The following is a 16,229-nucleotide window of genomic DNA, read 5'->3' as shown; positions in this document are numbered from 1 at the left end:
CAGCGGCGTCGTGGTTGCCCGCGGAATTCCCCGCGCCCCGGGTGAGTGCCACGTGGCGTGGCCTTCGCACTTGCGGTGCGCTGTGACCGGGCGCGCAGTTCCCCGAGCCCCCGGGTGGGTGCCACGTGACGTGGCACTGCCTCCTCAGCTGCGTCGTGGCCGGGTGCGCTTCCCCTATCCGCAGCTGGGCCGACCTGGTGCGTAGCGCGATCCCCGCACGTCAGAGGCGCAGACGGGCTGTTCTGCCAGTGGTGAACAACGGCCCGACCGGGGGCGGCGGTCGCTATGGTCCAGGGTTATGACGACGGTGACCGCACGCACGGTCGAGTATCCGGCCGATGGGCTGACGATGATCGGGCACCTCGCGCTCCCGGCGGGGGTCGGCCGCCGGCCCGCGGTGCTGCTCGGGCCCGAGGGGCCGGGGCTGAACGACTTCCAGCGCCGCCGGGCCGACGCGCTGGCCGAGTTGGGGTACGTGACGCTGGCCTTCGACATCAACGGCGGGCGCTGGTTCACCGACCCCGCGGAGATGCTGGCGCACGTGACCCCGCTGCTCGCCGATCCCGACCGGATGCGGGACATCGGCCACGCGGCGCTCGACGTGCTGCGCGCGGAACCGCGCACCGACCCGGACCGGATCGCCGCCGTCGGCTACGGCACCGGGGGTGCGATCGCGCTGGAACTCGGGCGCGACGGCGTCGACCTGCGCGCGATCGGGACGGTCAACGCGACCACCACGGGCCGGCCGGGCGAGGCGGCGCGCATCCGCTGCCCGGTGTGGGCCGGGGTCGGGTCGGAGGACCCGATCATGCCGCCCGCGCAACGGGAGGCGTTCACCGCCGAGATGCAGGCCGCGGGTGTCGACTGGCGCCTGGTGGTCTACGGCGGCGCCTTGCACGCCTTCCACCACCCGCCGGTCGACCAGGCCGTGGTCCCCGGGGTGGGCCACCACCCGCGGCACGCGCAGCGAGCCTGGCGCGATGTCGTCGACCTGCTCACCGAGTGCCTGCCCGTAACGGAGTGAGCCGGTCGGCGGCCGGGAACGCGGCCGGTCGGCCCTGACCAGGCTCCCGCCCTCCGGTCACCGCGGCAGGTTTCCGGCTGGGGCTGGGGTGGTCAGGGCGGACCACTCCGGGTCAAGCTGGCCGGGGACCATGCGGCCGGCGGAACGCCACTGCGCGGCGAGGGCGGCGAAGACCGGGACTTCCGCGCCGTGCCGCAGAACCGTTCCGCCACGTGCCGTCACGTCGGTGGCCTGCGCTGTTCTCTGCCTCTGCGTCGGTGCCATACAGGGACAACGAGTGTGCGGCGCCGCACGCCATGGACGCGGCGCCGACGCCACTCGGACGAGTGAGCACACGTCCCGGGCGGGCCGGAATTTCCCGGCGCCGCCGCCCGTTGTGGCTGGCATGAGCACTGTGGAGCTGACCAAGGAGAACTTCGACGAGGTCGTGTCCGCCAACGACTTCGTCCTCATCGACTTCTGGGCCGCCTGGTGCGGGCCGTGCCGGTCCTTCGCACCGGTCTACGACAAGTCCTCGGACAAGCACCAGGACCTGGTCTTCGCGAAGGTCGACACGGAGGCCCAGCCGGAGCTTGCGGCGGCCTTCCAGATCCAGTCGATCCCGACGCTGATGATCGTCAGGGACAAGGTGGCGGTCTTCGCCCAGCCGGGCGCGCTGCCCGAGCCCGCACTGGAGGACGTCATCGCGCAGGCCCGCGCGCTGGACATGGCCGAGGTCCACAAGTCCGTCGAGGAAGCCCAGGCACAGCAGGGCTGACCTCCCGCCGACGAGCCCGGCGGCGCACAGCGCCGACCGGGCTCGTCGGCGTTCCCTGACACCCGGCCGGCGTCCTGCCCGGCCGTTGTCAGTGGTCGGCCCTACGCTCATGGAGTGGGTGGAGCCGTCGACGCCGGAGCCGGGCGGGTGGCCGTCGTGGCCGATCCGGTCGGCGGCGGCGGACGGCTGTGCGGGGTCGGCGAGGACGGCGGGACGGTCGGCGGGACCGAGGCGGTGGCGGATCTCGCGGCGGCCGTGCGGGAGATCGAGGCGGCGGCGGGGCCGCGCTGGGTGTGGGGCGGGACGGAGGAGCTCTATCCGGGGCTGCTGGACCGGGGCGGGGTCAGGGTCGGGCGGTGCCATGACGTGAAGCTGGTCGAGACGCTGCTGCTGGGCCAGGAGGGCAGGCACGGCAGGCCGCGTTCGCTGGGGGCGGCCTGGGCGCGGCTGCACGACCTGCCCGAGCCGCCGGACGCGCCGGAGTCCGGCGCCGACGACCAGCCGGTGCTGTTCGCCGCCGACCGCCACCATCTGCCGCCCGGCGCCGACCCGCTGGCCGCGCTGGTGGAGGTGCATGCCGCCCAGCAGCGGCGGATCGCCGCGGGCGAGCGGCCGGACCGGATGCGGCTGCTGTGCGCGGCGGAGTCCGCGGGCGCGCTGGCGGCCGTCGAGATGGGCAGGGACGGTCTGCCGTGGAGCGCGCGGGCGCACGACGACCTGCTGACCGGGCTGCTCGGCCCGCGCCCGGCCGGCGGCGCCCGGCCGGCCAGGCTCGGTGAGCTGGCGCAGCGCATCCAGGACGCGCTGGGCCGCCAGGTCAATCCCGACTCCCCCGCCCAGTTGCTGCCCGCCTTCGCGCGGGTCGGTGTGCCGCTGACCTCGACCCGTTCGCACGAGCTGCGCAAGGTCGAACACCCGGCGGCCGAGCTGCTGCTGCGCTACAAGGAGCTGTCGCGTATCCATGCCGCCCACGGCTGGGCGTGGCGAGAGGCCTGGGTGCGCGAGGGCCGTTTCCGGCCGGAGTACGTGGTCGGCGGTGTGGTGTCGGGGCGGTGGGCGACCCGGGGCGGCGGGGCACTGCAGATTCCCCGGCCGCTGCGGGCCGCCGTGGTCGCCGACCCCGGCCACCTGCTGGTGGTCGCGGACGCCGGCCAGTTGGAGCCGCGGGTGCTGGCCGCGATGTCCGGCGACCAGGGCCTGGCCCGGGCGGCGGCCGGCGGCGACCTCTACGCGGCGGTGGCCCGTGACGCCTTCTCCGGGGACCGCCCGCGGGCCAAGATCGCGCTGCTCGCCGCGATGTACGGGCAGACCAGCGGCGAGGCGGGGCAGTTGCTCGCGGTGATGCGGCGGCGCTTCCCGGTCGCGCTGGCGCTGGTGGAGGCCGCGGCCCGTACCGGCGAGGCGGGCGGGATCGTACGCTCGCAGCTCGGCCGTACGTCGCCCGCGCCATCGGCCGACCGGTTCGTGGACGAGGCGGCGGACCCGGCGGACGGGGCGTCACCCGATCGCAGGGCGGCCAGGTCGTGGGGGCGCTTCACGCGGAATTTCGTGATCCAGGCGAGCGCCGCGGACTGGGCGCTCGCGATGCTGGCCGCGCTGCGCCGCGAATTGGCCGCGATCGGCCCGGCGCCGCGGCTGGTGTTCTTCCAGCACGACGAGGTGGTCGTACACACCCCGGCGGACCTCGCGCCCGCCGTGGAGTCCGCTGTCGCGGCGGCGGCCGGCGAGGCCCGTCGGCTGGTCTTCGGCGACACCCCGGTGCCCTTCCCGCTGGAGACGCACGCGGTGGAGCGCTACGCGGACGCGAAGTAGCCCGCCGGGCGCGCCGCCCCGGTCACTTGTCGGCCGCGGCGTCGGAGTCGGCGACCGCGGCGGCCGAGGCGGCGTCGTCCAGCAGCTTCTGCATATGGGCGACGTCCGAGGCGGCGGGCGCCGGCGAGGTACTGCCGGGACTGCCCGGACTGCCGGCCGCGTGGCCGTGGCTGCCGCAGCCGGTGAGCAGCAGCGCGGCCAGCGCCCCGGCCGGCAGCAGGGCCAGCGCCCGGCGGTGGGCCCGGCTCATTCGCCGCTGCCCTTCGCGGTGTTGTTCGCGGTGTTCTTCGCGCCGTTCTTCGCCGCACCCTTGGCCTTGTCCCTCGCCGGGAAGTGCTGGGTGCCGCACCAGCTGCGGACCGCGTCGAGGTCGGTGGAGCGCTTGGTGAGCGTCGGGACCAGCGACTGGCGGAAGGTCAGCCGGTCCTTGAGGAACGTCGAGACGGCCGTGTCGCCCTTGGCGTCGGCGTGGGAGATCCGCTGCTGGAGCCGGGCGATCGAACCGCGTTCCGCGGCCGGCCCGTTCAGCCGGGCCAGTGCCCGGTCGATGCGCGCGTCGACCGTCGGCAGCCGCTTGCACAGCGCGCGGGCGCCGTCGCCGGTCGGCGCCTTGCCCGCCGAGGTGGCGGCGGCGGAGGGCGTGGGGGTGGTGTCGGCGGCGGCGGTCCCGGCCGCGGTGAGCAGGGCGGCAGCCGCCGCGGTGACGGCGATCGCGGTACGGGTGGTGCGCATGGGTGACCTCCTCGGTGACAGCACCGGCTGCTGCGCGGTGCGGGTGTCGCCGGGAGATTAGGAGCGGTCTTTGTGGAAATCTTGTGGGGCGGCGGGAGCGGCGGTGTCCGCGGTGAGCCAGTCGCGCCGGCGCGGCAGGGCGGGACCCCGGGCCATGCGGGGGATGTCGAGGACGAACCAGGCGCCGGGCGCTCCGTCGGGGCGGTCGGTCACGGTGACGGCGCCGTTGTGCAGGGCGGCCTGCTGGCCGACCAGCGCCAGGCCGAGGCCGGATCCCGGGCTGTCGGGGCGGCGCTGGAAGCGGGTGAAGACCGAGTTCCGGGTGGCGGGCGGCACGCCGGGCCCGTGGTCGCCGACCGTCAGCCGTACGGCGGCGCCGTCCGCGTCTGCCCGCAGGGCCGCCTCGATCGGGCCCGCCCCGTGCACGACGGCGTTGGTGAGCAGGTTGTCGACGGCGGAGCGCAGGCCCTGCGGCCAGGCGCGTACGACACAGGGCCCCGTGGTGTGCGCGGTGACCGGCGCGTCGGGATGGTCGCGGCGCAGGTCGCGTACCGCGGAGTCGAGCAGGTCGGCGAGGTCGACGGGCACGAAGGCGTCGGCCTCGACCAGGTCGCCCTGGGCGAGGGTGCGCAGCATCACCAGCAGGCCGAGCAGCCGTTCGTGGCCGGCCCGCAGGTCGGCGACGACCTCGGCACGTTCGGCCCCCTCGGGCGCCGGGTCGCCGTCCAGCACGTCGAGGTTGATCCGCATGCTCATCAGCGGGGTGCGCAGTTCGTGCGAGGCGGCCGAGGAGAAGGCACGCGCGGTGGCCAGGGCCTCGGCGGTACGGGCGGCCTGCTCGTCGTAGCGGGCCAGCACGGTCCGCAGGGCGCGGGCCAGGCCGTCGACCTCGGGGACGCCGGTGCGGGTGTGGTCGAGCCGGGCGGCGCTGGTCCGCGGGTCGATGCCGACGGCCCTGCGCTGGAGCGCCAGCAGCGGGCGGGCGAGGCGTACGGCGGCGAGCCAGGCGGCGAGCCCCGCGACCGGCGCGGTCAGCAGGGCGACGGTGAGCACCCGGCGGCGTACGTGCGCGATCTGCCGCCGGCCCGCGGTGTCGGTGGCGTACAGCCACAGGGTGCCGCTCGCGGCGGGCCGCACCGCGGTGAGCGGCACGGCCAGCACGCGCCAGCTCTGCGGCCCGGCCGCGACGGTGACCGGGCGGGCGGCGTCCTGCGCCGGGGGCAGGGTGACCGAGGCGGCGGGCTGCGGGCCGCCGGTGACGGTGCCGCCGGAGCCGGTCACCCGGATGCCGACGTCGAGCGCGGCGGTGAAGAGCTTGCGCTGCCTGGCCTGTTCGACGCTCGCCGGGCGGTCGTTGGCCATCGCCCGCAGCAGGCCGAGGGCTTCGGGGCGTACGGCGGCGGCGCGTTCGCGCAGATGGGCGTCGGCGGCGGCGTGCACGTCCCGGCCGACCAGCCGGACCATGATCCAGCCGGAGCCGAGGACCAGCAGCGGGACGACGACCGCGACGGCCAGCCCGATACGGGTGGACAGTCTCATGTGCCGCTCCCGCCGCTGTCGCCCGGGCGCAGGACGAAGCCGACCCCGCGTACGGTGTGCAGGATCCGGGGGCGCCCGCCGGCCTCCAGTTTGCGCCGCAGATAGCTGACGAAGGTGTCGACGGCGTCGGTGCGCACCTCGAAGTCGTAGCCCCACACCCGGTCGAGCAGCTGATCGCGGGTCAGGACGATGCCGGTGTTGCGGGCCAGCGTCTCCAGCAGCTCGAACTCCCTGCGGGTCAGGTCGAGCGGGTCGCCGTCCCGGGCGGCGGTCCTGGCGGCCGGGTCGAGCACCAGGCCGCAGGCGCGCACCTGGTCGTCGGGGCGCGGCGGGCGGCGGCGCAGCAGGGCGCCGAGCCGGAGCACCAGCTCTTCCAGCGCGAAGGGTTTGACCAGGTAGTCGTCGGCGCCCGCCTGGAGTCCCGCGACCCGGTCGGCGACCTCGTCGAGGGCGGAGAGCACCAGCACCGGCAGGTCGTTGCCGCCGGCGCGCAGGGTGCGGCAGACCTCGATGCCGTCGATGCCGGGCATGGAGATGTCCAGCACCAGCACGTCGGGGGCGGTGGGGCCGGCGAGCAGGCCGAGTGCGGCGGCGCCGCCGTCCGCCTCGCCGACGGTGAAGCCGCGCAGCCGCAGGGCGCGGCCCAGCGAGCGGCGGATGGCGGCGTCGTCGTCCACCACCAGGACCCTCCCGCGCCCGTCGCCGCCCGGTGGCGCGGTGCCTGCGTCGTCCGTCATCGCCGTCGTGCCTCCGCTCCCCGGCCGCCGTCACATGATGCATCGCGGGAACCATGCCTGCGCGGCCGGGGAGCGGAGTGCTGATGCCGGGGTCTCACCCGCCGTACTGGGCGAAGGTGCGGGTGAAGTCCCAGGCCTGCTGCGAGACACCCGAGCAGGTGTCGTCATTGGGGTAGCCGCCGGGGCAGGGCCGGTCCCGGTTGGCGGACCAGAAGGTCAGCCGGGCCAGGTGGTGGGTCTGCGCGTAGGCCAGGATGGTGCGGAAATCGGCCACGGTGACGGTCTCGTTGTTGTCGGTGATGCCGTTCATCGAGGAGATGCCGCTGTGCCGGTAGGCCTGGTCGTCGGTGTAGCCGTAGGCGTTCTTCACCGCGTTCTTGAGGCCGTCGGCGGCCTTGGTGGTGAGAGTGCCCATGTTCTGGCCGGCGCCACCGAAGTCGAACGGCATGATCGTCCAGCTGTCGACGGTCAGGCCGGAGGCCGCCGCCTTGTTGATCAGGCCGGTGTCGGGGCCGCTCTGCCCGGTGCCGATGGTGACGTAGACCGCGATGCCGGGGTTGTTGGCCTTGACGGTCTTGAGCGCGTCGACGGTGCGCTGCTGGACGGTGCCGTTGCTGTAGGCGTCGGCCTCGATGTCGATGTCGATGGCCCGCAGCCCGTAGGCGCTGATCACCTTCTGGTAGGCCCCGGCCAGCGCGCTCGCGCTGGTGCAGGACTGCTCCAGCTTGTTGCCGCTGTAGCCGCCGAAGGACGGGATGACGTCGCCGCCGGCCGCCCTGACCTTGTTGATGGTGGCCTGGTCGACGCCGCCGGTCAGCGCGCGTCCGCCGTCCCACTGCGGGTTGCAGGTGCCGTTGCTGAGCACGAAGGCGAGGGTGAACCACTTCACGCCGGTGGCGTTCATGATCGTGGTCGGGTCGGGCGGGTTGCCCCAGCCGTTGTAGAGGTACGGCGCCACGGCCTGCACGCCGTTGGCGGGCGGCGGGCTGGTCGGCGGTGTGCCGCCGCCGACCGGCAGCGTCCACTTCTGGTTGGCGGAGCCGGAGCAGTCCCAGATCTGCAGCCGGGTGCCGTTGGCCGAACTGGGGCCCGTCGCGTCGAGGCAGCGGCCGGAGCCGGCGTTGACCAGTTGTCCGCCGCTGGCGGTCCACTTCTGGGCGTTGCTGCCGTTGCAGTCGTAGAGCTGCACCTTCGTGCCGTTGGCGGTGCCCGCGGCGGTGACGTCCATGCACTTGCCGAGCGCCCGGAGCGTACTGTCGGAGCCCACCGTCCAGGACTGGGCGGCCGTGCCGTTGCAGTCGTAGAGCTGCACCGCGGCGCCGTTGGCGCTGCTCGCGCTCGCGATGTCGACGCACTTGCCGCCGTAGCCGGTGATCGCGCCCGACGGGTCGGCGCCCGAGGCCTGGGTGATGCCGAAGGTGCCCAGGGTGCCTGCGGCCAGGGCGGTGGCGAGCAGGATGGCGTGTTGTCGTCTCATCAGCCGTTCACGGTCCACTTCTGGTTGGCGGTGCCGGAGCAGGTCCAGATCTGCAGCCGGGTGCCGTTGGCGGAACTGTTGCCTGTCGCGTCGAGGCACTTGTTCGCCGCGGGATTGACGATGTCGTGGGCGGCGGTGACGGTCCATTTCTGGGCGTTGCTGCCGTTGCAGTCGTAGAGCTGCACCTTCGTGCCGTCGGCGGTGCCGGCCGCGGCCACGTCCATGCACTTGCCGAGCGCCCGGATCGTGCCGTCGGAGCCCACCGTCCAGGACTGGGCGGCCGTGCCGTTGCAGTCGTAGAGCTGCACCGCGGCGCCGTTGGCGCTGCTCGCGCTCGCGATGTCGACGCACTTGCCCGCGAGGCCGGTGATGGCGTGGCCGGTGCCGGTGCCGCCGCCCGAGGTGTCGGAGGTGGTCACATGGACGTAGTCGACCACGAGCTGCTGCGGGAAGGCGGTGCTGCCGTCGGGGTCGCCGGGCCAGTAGCCGCCGACCGCGAGGTTCATGATGAGGTAGAAGGGGTGGTCGAACACCCAGCGGTTGCCGCCCACGTCGGCGGGCGTGCGGGTCTCGTAGACGTTGCCGTCCACCGACCACTTGATCGAGTTGGGCGCCCAGTCGACGGCGAAGGTGTGGAAGGCGTCGGAGAAGCTCTGCCCGTTGGGCAGCGTGTAGCCGGCGCCGATGCCGGCCGAGCCGGAGTAGCCGGGGCCGTGGATGGTGCCGTGGACGCTGCCGGGCTCGAAGCCGACGTTCTCCATGATGTCGATCTCGCCGCTGTTGGGCCAGCCGGCCGAGCCGATGTCGTTGCCGAGCATCCAGAACGCCGGCCACATGCCCTGGCCGCGCGGCAGCTTCATCCGGGTCTCGAAGTGGCCGTAGGCCTGGGTGAATTTCTGCGGGGTGGACAGCCGGGCCGAGGTGTACTGGCAGGTGCCGTACCAGCACTGGTAGTTGGCCGGATTCTCCTTGCGGGCGGTGATGACCAGGTCGCCCTGGCCGTCGAGGGCCGCGTTGTGGGTGCCGCTCGTGTAGTACTCGCGCTCGTGGTTGTTGACGTTGTCACCGGTCTCGTAGCCCCATTTGGAGCTGTCGACCGCGCTGCCCGCGGCGCCGTTGAAGTCGTCGGCGAAGGTGGCGGCGGCGGCGGCCGGCGCCGCTGCGGGCACGGCGGCGGCCCGCGCGGGGGACGCGGTCTGCTGGAGCAGGCCGCCGACCAGCAGGGCGGCTGCGGCCAGCAGCGGGAGGGGGCGTATCCGTCTGAACCGTCGGGTGGGGGGTGATGCCGACATGCCGGACTCCTCGGTAGGGGCGGCGGAAGAACACAGGACCCAGAGCAGTCATGCTCCTGACATTCGGCGAGCCGGACCGCACCCCGGGCGGATGCTGCTCACCCGGGGCGGACTTCGCTCACGTCTTAGTTCAGGACGTGATTTAAATGGCCGGGCGAAGTGCCGTCAATACTTCCGACAAAGGTCTGTACCAAGAACTTCCCGCGGACCCCTCACAGTTCTCTGCGCCGCACCAGCACTGCCAGTACCAGCACCCCGGGCACCAGCGGCAGCCAGGCCGTCACCAGCCGGTAGCCCAGGACGGCGGAAGTGGCGGCGACCGCGGAGGCGCCGGCGGTGACCAGCGCGAGGCCGAGGGCCGCGTCCAGCGAGCCGAGGCCGGCCGGCGTCGGCAGCCAGCCGGCCGCGGTGCTGGCGAACAGGTACGCCACCACGACCCCGCTCACCGGCACCGGCGCGTGCAGCGCGCGCACCACCGAGACCACCACGGCCGCGTGCATGGCGGGGAAGGCCAGCGAGCCGCCCCACAGCGCCACCACCCGGGCCCGGTTGCCGTGCAGCACGCGGACGTCGCGGGCGACCGAGCCGAGGAAGTCCCGCAGCCGGTCGCGCAGCCGGCGGGCGCACCGGGTCAGCACCACGCCGCCCGCCACGAGCGCCGCCACCACCCCCGCGATCACCAGCGGGTGGTCGGGGACCTCGGGCCCGCCGCCGGTGACCCGGTGCAGGTGCAGGGCGCCGGGGAAGAGCGCGAGCACCGCGAGCAGCAGCGCGACCCGGCCGATCACCGCGGCGCAGGCGCGTACCGCGAGCGCCGCCACCGAACGGGTCGGGCTCAGCCCCCTGCGCACCAGGAACCGCAGGTTGACGGCGTTGCCGCCGACGCCGGCCGGCAGCACGTGGTTGGCGGCCGACGCGGCGAACTGCGCGGCCAGCAGCAGCCCGGCCGGCAGCCGTTCGACGACCGCGCCCTGCTGGGCGGTGGCCGAGCAGACCCAGGTCATGAAGGCGGCGCAGCAGGCGACCGCGAGCCACTCGCCGTCCGCGGCGCCGAGCTGGCCGGCGCTGGAGCCGATCATCGCCCACTTGCTGGACACCAGCACCGCGACCGCGACCACCGGCAGCAGCACCGCCATCGACCGGACAGAAGCGCGTTGCCAGCCGGCACCCTCGTTGCGGGCGATGGACACGGGGACTCCTCGTCGCGTGGGGCACGGCGACGGGGCGCCGCAGGGAGCGGGACAGCGGTCCTGGCGGTGGTGGGGGAACGGGACCGGGCAGGGGGGACGGGCGGAGCGGGGCAGGGGCGGGTGGGCGGCCGGAACGGAAGCGGACGCTCCACCCAGGTTAGGCGGCGACGGGGGCCGCGTCCCACCCGCACACGGCCACCTGGGTCAACGTCTGACAAACAGCTGTTGACGACTCGGTGCGCGACCGGCCGCGGGCAGCGCCTGCCGGAGCCGTACGGGACCGGGGCCGCGGTGGATCAGGGCGGATCGGGGCATGCCGGACCGCCGGCCCGCGCTGGCTGCGCGGACCGGCGGTCCTGCTTTCTCTTCCTTCGGCGAGGCCGACCGCGGTGAGAGGGCCGCGGACCGGCCGTTCAGGGGGTCAGCGGATCACGCGGCCGGCGCGGTCCACTGCTGGTTGGCGGCGCCGGTGCAGTCCCAGATCTGCAGCCGGGTGCCATTGGCCGAACTCGGCCCCGTCGCGTCCAGGCATCTGCCGGACTGCGGATTGACCAGGGTGTTGCCGGCGCCTCTGGTCCACACTTGCGAGCCGGTGCCGTTGCAGTCGTAGAGCTGCACCTGACTGCCGTTGGCGGTGCCGGCCGACGCGACGTCCAGGCACTTGCCGAGCGCCTGGAAGGTGCTGCCCGAGGCGGTCCAGGACTGGGCGGTGCTGCCGTTGCAGTCGTAGAGCTGCACGGCGGTGCCGTTGGCGCTGCTGCCGCTCGCGACGTCGACGCACTTGCCGCCGTAGCCGGTGATGGTGCCGGTGTGGCCGCCGGTGTTCCCGCCCGTGCCGGGGGTGCCGGCCCAGGTGAAGGTCGCCGAGGCGCCGCCGGGCAGCGAGTACGAGAAGTTCTCGTTGCCCCAGTTGACCCGCAGGGTCTGCGCGGACGACGACTCGTTGTACGCGATGAGCGCCTTGGAGCCGTCCGGGTTGCGCCAGGCGACGTTGCGGATCGTGGAGTTGTCGGTGGAGGCGATCCGGGTTGCGCCGGGCTTCACGAACTTGGTGAGCTGGCCCATCGTGTAGTACTCGATCGTGTAGTCCACCTGTCCGCTGCGGCTGTCACCGTTGTGCACGGTGATCAGGCCCGTGCAGGTGCCGCAGCCGCCGTTGTGCGGACCCATGTTCTGATCGACCGCCAGGCTCCACTTGACCCAGCTCTGGCCCCAGTTGCGGGTGTAGTCGATCAGGTTCTCCATGTCCTCCTTCTGCTGGTTGGCGATCCAGGTGCCGCCGGAGTGCTCGGTGTCGAACGCCGGCAGGGTCGGGTACTGGTTGTGGACGGTGGTCTGCTCCCCGACGCTGCCGCCGTAGCCGTGCCAGGCGATCCCGCCGAAGTTGGGGTCGTTGCGCACGGCGGCGTCGGTGACGGTGGGGGCCGCGTAGCTGTCGTAGGTGTCCCAGTTCCAGTCCAGCGCAAGGACCTTGGTGGACAGCCCCGCGGTGTGCAGCGCGGGCAGCAGGTTGGTCTTGGTGAAGTACGCCAGCCCGGTGCCGTTCCACTGCGCCGACGGGTAGCCGCTGCAGCAGGTGGGCTCGTTCTGCACGGTGATGTAGTCCACCGGGACGCCCTGCGCCTGGTACGCCTGGAGGTACTTGACGAAATACTGCGCGTAGGCGGCGTAGTACTGCGACTGGAGCCAGCCCTGGCTGTAGGCGCCGTTGTCCTTCATCCACGGCGGCGGGGTCCAGGGGGTGCCCATGACCTTGACGTTCGGGTTGAGTTGCCGCGCCTGCTTGGTGAGCGGGACGACGTCTGCCAGGTCGTGGGCGATGGAGAAGTGCGCGAGGCTCGCGTCGGTCTGGCCCGCGGGCATGTCGTCGTACGTGTAGTTGCCGCGCGCCAGGTCGGAGGCGCCCATCGGGTTGCGCAGGAAGCCGATGCCGATCCCGTTGACCGGGTCGAACAGCTTCTGCATGACGGTGTTGCGGGTCGACGCCGACAGTGCGCCGCTGCTGTTCATCAGCCAGGCGGCGGTGTCGGTGAACGACGCGCCGCCGCCGGTGAACTGCTGGTAGGTGGTGCCCTCGTCCACCGTCACGTTCTGGCCGGAGCCGCCGGTGCCCGAACCGAAGGACAGCGGTGCCTGCTGCTCCAGGCCCTTGACGACGTTGCGGCCGCCGGAGTCGTTGGTGGTGGTGAGGTAGACCTGCACGCTCTCGCCCGCGGCGTGCGCGGTCGCGGGTACGGCGAGCATGGGGGTGATCGCCGCTGCCGCGGCGGTGAGCGTCCCGACGATGACGCGTCGCAGTCGGGATCCGGAGGATCTGCCCGTGTGGGGCCGGGTTGCTGCGCTCATGGGTCGTTGCCTTTCTCGGCACGATGGCATGGGCCTGACATGGTCAAGCGTGCAGCGAGGGGGTTTGCACGCTTGTTTCACACCTTGTTTCACGACTTATATCGCGACGTGATTTAACTAGGGCGCATCACGCCCGTCAAGGGATCGCACGCTGGGCACCGGGCTGAAACAGCATGTAACACACGGTGGTTGACCGCTTCAGCGGACATCGCGGGGCAGGCGCCCCGGCCCGCCACGGGAGGCGCGCTACGCCCCGCAGGGCGCGGTGCTGCCGCGCGGCACCAGGGCGGGCGGCGGCAGGAGGATGTCGGGGACGGGGGTACCGTCGATGAGCGAGAGCAGCGCCGTCGCGGCCCGCTCGCCGTACTCCATCACCCGCCGGCTGACCGCGGTCAGCGCGGGATGCACCAGCCGGCACAGCTCGCTGTCGTCCCAGGCGACCAGCGACAGCCGGCCGGGCACCGCGACGCCCATCTCCTGGGTGACGCTCAGCGCGGCCACCGCCATCACGTCGTTGTCGTAGACGATCGCGGTGGGCCGCAGCGACCCGGACAGCAGCCGCCGGGTGGCCCGCGCGCCGTCCTCGCCCGAGTAGTCGGTGTAGACGCACGGCACACCGTCCAGGCCGAGTTCGGCCGTGGCCGCGTCGAAGGCCTCGCCGCGCTCCCTGGTGTGCACGAAGTGCGCGGGGCCGGCGACCCGGGCGATCCTGCGGTGGCCCAGCGCGGCCAGATACGCCAGGGTCTCGCGCACCGCGGCCCCGTCGTTGATCCACACCGACGGCACGCCCGAGGTGACCGACGCGTGGCCGATCACGACCGCCGGCAGGCCGAGTTCCGCGACCAGGGCGAGCCGGCGGTCCTGCTCGCGCAGGTCGACCAGCAGCACCCCGTCGACCCTGCGCTCCCCCCACCAGCGCCGGTAGGCGGCCTCCTCGGCCCTGGCGTCGTCGGTGACCTGGAGCAGCAGCGCGGTACCGGTGGGGGCCAGGCCGGCCTCGACACCGGAGATCAGCTGCATGAAGAACGGCTCGATGCCCAGCACCCAGGCCGGCCGGTCCACGACCAGGCCGATCGCGCCGCTGCGCCCGTCGGACAGGGCGCGGGCGGCGCTGCTGGGGTGCCAGCCCATCCGCGCGGCGATCTCCACGATCCTCGCCCTGGTCTGCTCGGAGACGCCCGCCTTGCCGTTCAGCGCATAGGACACGGCGCCCTTGGACACGCCTGCGGCCTCGGCGATGTCGGCGATGGTGGGACGCTTCTTGGGGCTCAATTCGGCCTCGATACGGCAGGGCGGCCCGCGGGCCGTGAACGGCGGGTTCGGCTGGGCGGTGGGTGTGATCGGCCCGCACACCTTAACAACGCCGAACCCCGCCCGGCACGGCTGTGCGGTCCCGGCACCCGCCGGTCGCGCTCAACCGGTTGAGCGCGCGCCGATCATGCCAGGACCGCCGAGATCTCCAGCCGTACGTAGTCCGCGACCGGCTCGGCGAGCCGGCCGGCCACGGCCGTGACGAACGGTTCGCGGTCGGCGTCGGCCATCGCGTCCAGGTGGGCGCCGAGGATCACGGTGGCCAAATACGCCTCGAACTGCCCGCCCGGCTCGAACCTGGCGGGGTCGGGGCGCAGCGCCACCTCGATGCCGGTGAAGCCGGCCGCCGCGAGGCGCCGCCGGGTGTCCTCGGCGCCGGCGAAGTCCCACATGCCGGGGGCGCCGCCGAGGACGTCGGCGACGGCCGCGCTGACCGCCGCGATATTGCCCCGGCCGCCGCACTCGGCGACCAGCCGGGCGCCGGGCCGCATCCGGGCGGCCAGCGACGAGAAGAGCGCGGCGTGGTCCTCGATCCAGTGGAAGGCGGCGACACTGAAGACCGCGTCGACCTCGCCGTCGAAGGGCAGCGGCCCGGTCAGGTCGGCGTGCACGACCTCGACCCGGTCGAGCCGGCCGGCCAGCCGCTCGCGCAACTGGTCCAGCATGCGGACCGATCCGTCCACCGCCACCACCCGGCCGTCCGGCAGCAGGTCGAGCAGCCCCTCGGTGTCGCGGCCGGTGCCGCAGCCCGCGTCGAGCACCCGCTCGTCACCCTTGAGCGGCAGCCTGGCCAAGGTGCGCCGCCCCCAGCCCAGATGCGGCAGCGGCAGCGCGTCGTAGGTCTTCGCGTCCCATTCCCGAGGCATGGCGTGGTGCTCCCGTCGTCACTTCCCGCCACGGCGCGGCGAGTTCCGGCGTCACGCTACGCCCGCCGTCCGTATCGTGACACCGTCATCTCACATTACGAGAGGCGCTCTGGCTGCGCCTGCGCCGACCAGGCCGGTTTGCGGTCCTTGTCGACCAGGGCGGCGCGTACGCCCTCGTGGAAGTCGGCGGTGCGGGCGGTACGGCACGCCAGGTCGAGTTCGCGGGCCAGGCACTCCTCCAGTGTCGAGCCGGCGCCCGCCCGCAGCAGGCCGGCGGTGATCGCCAGGCTCGCCGGCGAGGCCGCGTCCAGCAGGGCGAGCGTGTCGTCCGCCCACTCCCGCTGCCCCTCCTCGGCCGCCAGCCGCGCGCGCAGCTGCGGCAGGCCGGGCGCGGAGAAGCACCGGGCGACCGCGTCCGCGTGCCCGGCCGGCGGCGCGGGCGGAGCGGCGAAGCGGCGCAGTACGGCGTCGGGGTCGGCGGCTCCCGCGCCGGTCAACTCGGCCTCCAGCGCGGGCAGGCCGGCCGCGGGCACATGGTGCGTGCCGAGCCCGCACGCCACGGCGGCCCGACCGGTGACGCGGGCTCCGGTGAGCCCCAGATACCAGCCGTAGGCACCCGGCAGCCGCGGCAGGAAGTAGCTCGCGCCGATGTCGGGGAAGAAGCCGATGCCGGTCTCCGGCATGGCCAGCGACGCGCGTTCGGTCACCACCCGCGCCGAGCCGTGCACCGAGATGCCCAGACCGCCGCCCATCGCGTACCCGTCGATCAGGGCGGTGTACGGCTTGGGGTAGCCGGCGATCAGCGCGTTCAGCCCGTATTCGGCGGTGAAGTAGGCACGCACCGCGGTGTCGTCGCCCGCCATGCCCGCCGCCCGTACCGCGAGGATGTCGCCGCCCGCGCAGAACGCCTTCGGCGAGGCGCTGCGGACGACCACGGACCGTACGGCGGGATCGTCGCGCCACGCGGTGAGGGCGCGGGTCATGAGGCGGACCATCGTGAGGTCCAGGGCGTTCAGCGCGGCCGGGCGGGCCAGTTCGACGACGCCGGCGCCGGCGGGCGTGACATGCGTCCGCACGGGCTCCTCCGTCCGGACCTGGTCGCCGGGACGGGCGGGTGCGGCGGGGTCGGCGGGCTCGGGCATGCTG

14 protein-coding genes are annotated in these 16,229 nt (G+C 73.7%); 3 read left to right on the top strand and 11 right to left on the bottom strand.

Annotation, left to right across the window (positions count from 1 at the left end; genetic code table 11):
- Positions 1–298: 298 nt before the first annotated feature.
- The 3 genes from OHA86_RS32485 (at position 299) to OHA86_RS32475 (ending at position 3,593) form a co-directional block, all read left to right on the top strand.
- Positions 299–1,024, top strand: a complete 726-nt coding sequence (locus OHA86_RS32485) for a dienelactone hydrolase family protein (RefSeq protein ID WP_329181108.1) — start codon at positions 299–301, stop codon at positions 1,022–1,024.
- A gap of 385 nt (positions 1,025–1,409) precedes the next feature.
- On the top strand, positions 1,410–1,781 hold the full coding sequence (gene trxA / locus OHA86_RS32480; protein ID WP_329181107.1) for a thioredoxin: 372 nt from the start codon (positions 1,410–1,412) through the stop codon (positions 1,779–1,781).
- 114 nt (positions 1,782–1,895) lie between these two features.
- A complete protein-coding gene (locus OHA86_RS32475) occupies positions 1,896–3,593 on the top strand; it encodes a bifunctional 3'-5' exonuclease/DNA polymerase (RefSeq protein WP_329181105.1) in 1,698 nt (565 codons plus the stop codon).
- Between the two features lie 22 nt (positions 3,594–3,615).
- On the opposite strand, the gene OHA86_RS32470 is transcribed toward OHA86_RS32475, so the two are convergent.
- The 11 genes from OHA86_RS32470 to OHA86_RS32420 all read right to left on the bottom strand — a co-directional run bounded on the left by OHA86_RS32470 (position 3,616) and on the right by OHA86_RS32420 (position 16,225).
- The gene (locus tag OHA86_RS32470; RefSeq protein WP_329181103.1) at positions 3,616–3,843 is read right to left on the bottom strand and encodes a hypothetical protein; all 228 of its coding nucleotides are present in this window, start codon (positions 3,841–3,843) and stop codon (positions 3,616–3,618) included.
- Positions 3,840–4,325, bottom strand: a complete 486-nt coding sequence (locus tag OHA86_RS32465) for a hypothetical protein (protein ID WP_329181101.1) — start codon at positions 4,323–4,325, stop codon at positions 3,840–3,842. Before OHA86_RS32465 ends, OHA86_RS32470 begins: the two co-directional genes overlap by 4 nt.
- Before the next feature lie 57 nt (positions 4,326–4,382).
- On the bottom strand, positions 4,383–5,864 hold the full coding sequence (locus OHA86_RS32460) for a sensor histidine kinase (RefSeq protein WP_329181099.1): 1,482 nt from the start codon (positions 5,862–5,864) through the stop codon (positions 4,383–4,385).
- On the bottom strand, positions 5,861–6,601 hold the full coding sequence (locus tag OHA86_RS32455; RefSeq protein WP_329181098.1) for a response regulator transcription factor: 741 nt from the start codon (positions 6,599–6,601) through the stop codon (positions 5,861–5,863). The genes OHA86_RS32460 and OHA86_RS32455 overlap by 4 nt, the downstream gene beginning before the upstream one ends.
- 94 nt (positions 6,602–6,695) lie before the next feature.
- A complete protein-coding gene (locus OHA86_RS32450) occupies positions 6,696–8,078 on the bottom strand; it encodes a ricin-type beta-trefoil lectin domain protein (RefSeq protein WP_329181096.1) in 1,383 nt (460 codons plus the stop codon).
- A complete protein-coding gene (locus tag OHA86_RS32445) occupies positions 8,078–9,370 on the bottom strand; it encodes a ricin-type beta-trefoil lectin domain protein (RefSeq protein WP_329181094.1) in 1,293 nt (430 codons plus the stop codon). Before OHA86_RS32445 ends, OHA86_RS32450 begins: the two co-directional genes overlap by 1 nt.
- A gap of 212 nt (positions 9,371–9,582) precedes the next feature.
- Positions 9,583–10,560: a lysylphosphatidylglycerol synthase transmembrane domain-containing protein gene (locus tag OHA86_RS32440; protein WP_329181093.1), complete on the bottom strand. Its 978-nt coding sequence runs from the start codon at positions 10,558–10,560 to the stop codon at positions 9,583–9,585.
- A 429-nt stretch (positions 10,561–10,989) separates the two neighbouring features.
- Positions 10,990–12,906, bottom strand: a complete 1,917-nt coding sequence (locus OHA86_RS32435) for a ricin-type beta-trefoil lectin domain protein (RefSeq protein ID WP_443071927.1) — start codon at positions 12,904–12,906, stop codon at positions 10,990–10,992.
- Positions 12,907–13,152: 246 nt separating this feature from the next.
- A complete protein-coding gene (locus OHA86_RS32430; protein WP_329181091.1) occupies positions 13,153–14,178 on the bottom strand; it encodes a LacI family DNA-binding transcriptional regulator in 1,026 nt (341 codons plus the stop codon).
- Positions 14,179–14,342: 164 nt separating this feature from the next.
- The gene (locus OHA86_RS32425; protein WP_329181089.1) at positions 14,343–15,083 is read right to left on the bottom strand and encodes a class I SAM-dependent methyltransferase; all 741 of its coding nucleotides are present in this window, start codon (positions 15,081–15,083) and stop codon (positions 14,343–14,345) included.
- A gap of 95 nt (positions 15,084–15,178) precedes the next feature.
- Positions 15,179–16,225, bottom strand: a complete 1,047-nt coding sequence (locus tag OHA86_RS32420; protein ID WP_329181087.1) for an enoyl-CoA hydratase/isomerase family protein — start codon at positions 16,223–16,225, stop codon at positions 15,179–15,181.
- Between the last annotated feature and the right edge of the window lie 4 nt (positions 16,226–16,229).

It is taken from the genome of Streptomyces sp. NBC_01477 (genome assembly GCF_036227245.1).
Lineage (GTDB): Bacteria > Actinomycetota > Actinomycetes > Streptomycetales > Streptomycetaceae > Actinacidiphila.
The sequence above is the reverse complement of the archived record's forward strand: the minus strand, read 5'-3'. Positions and strand labels throughout refer to the sequence as shown.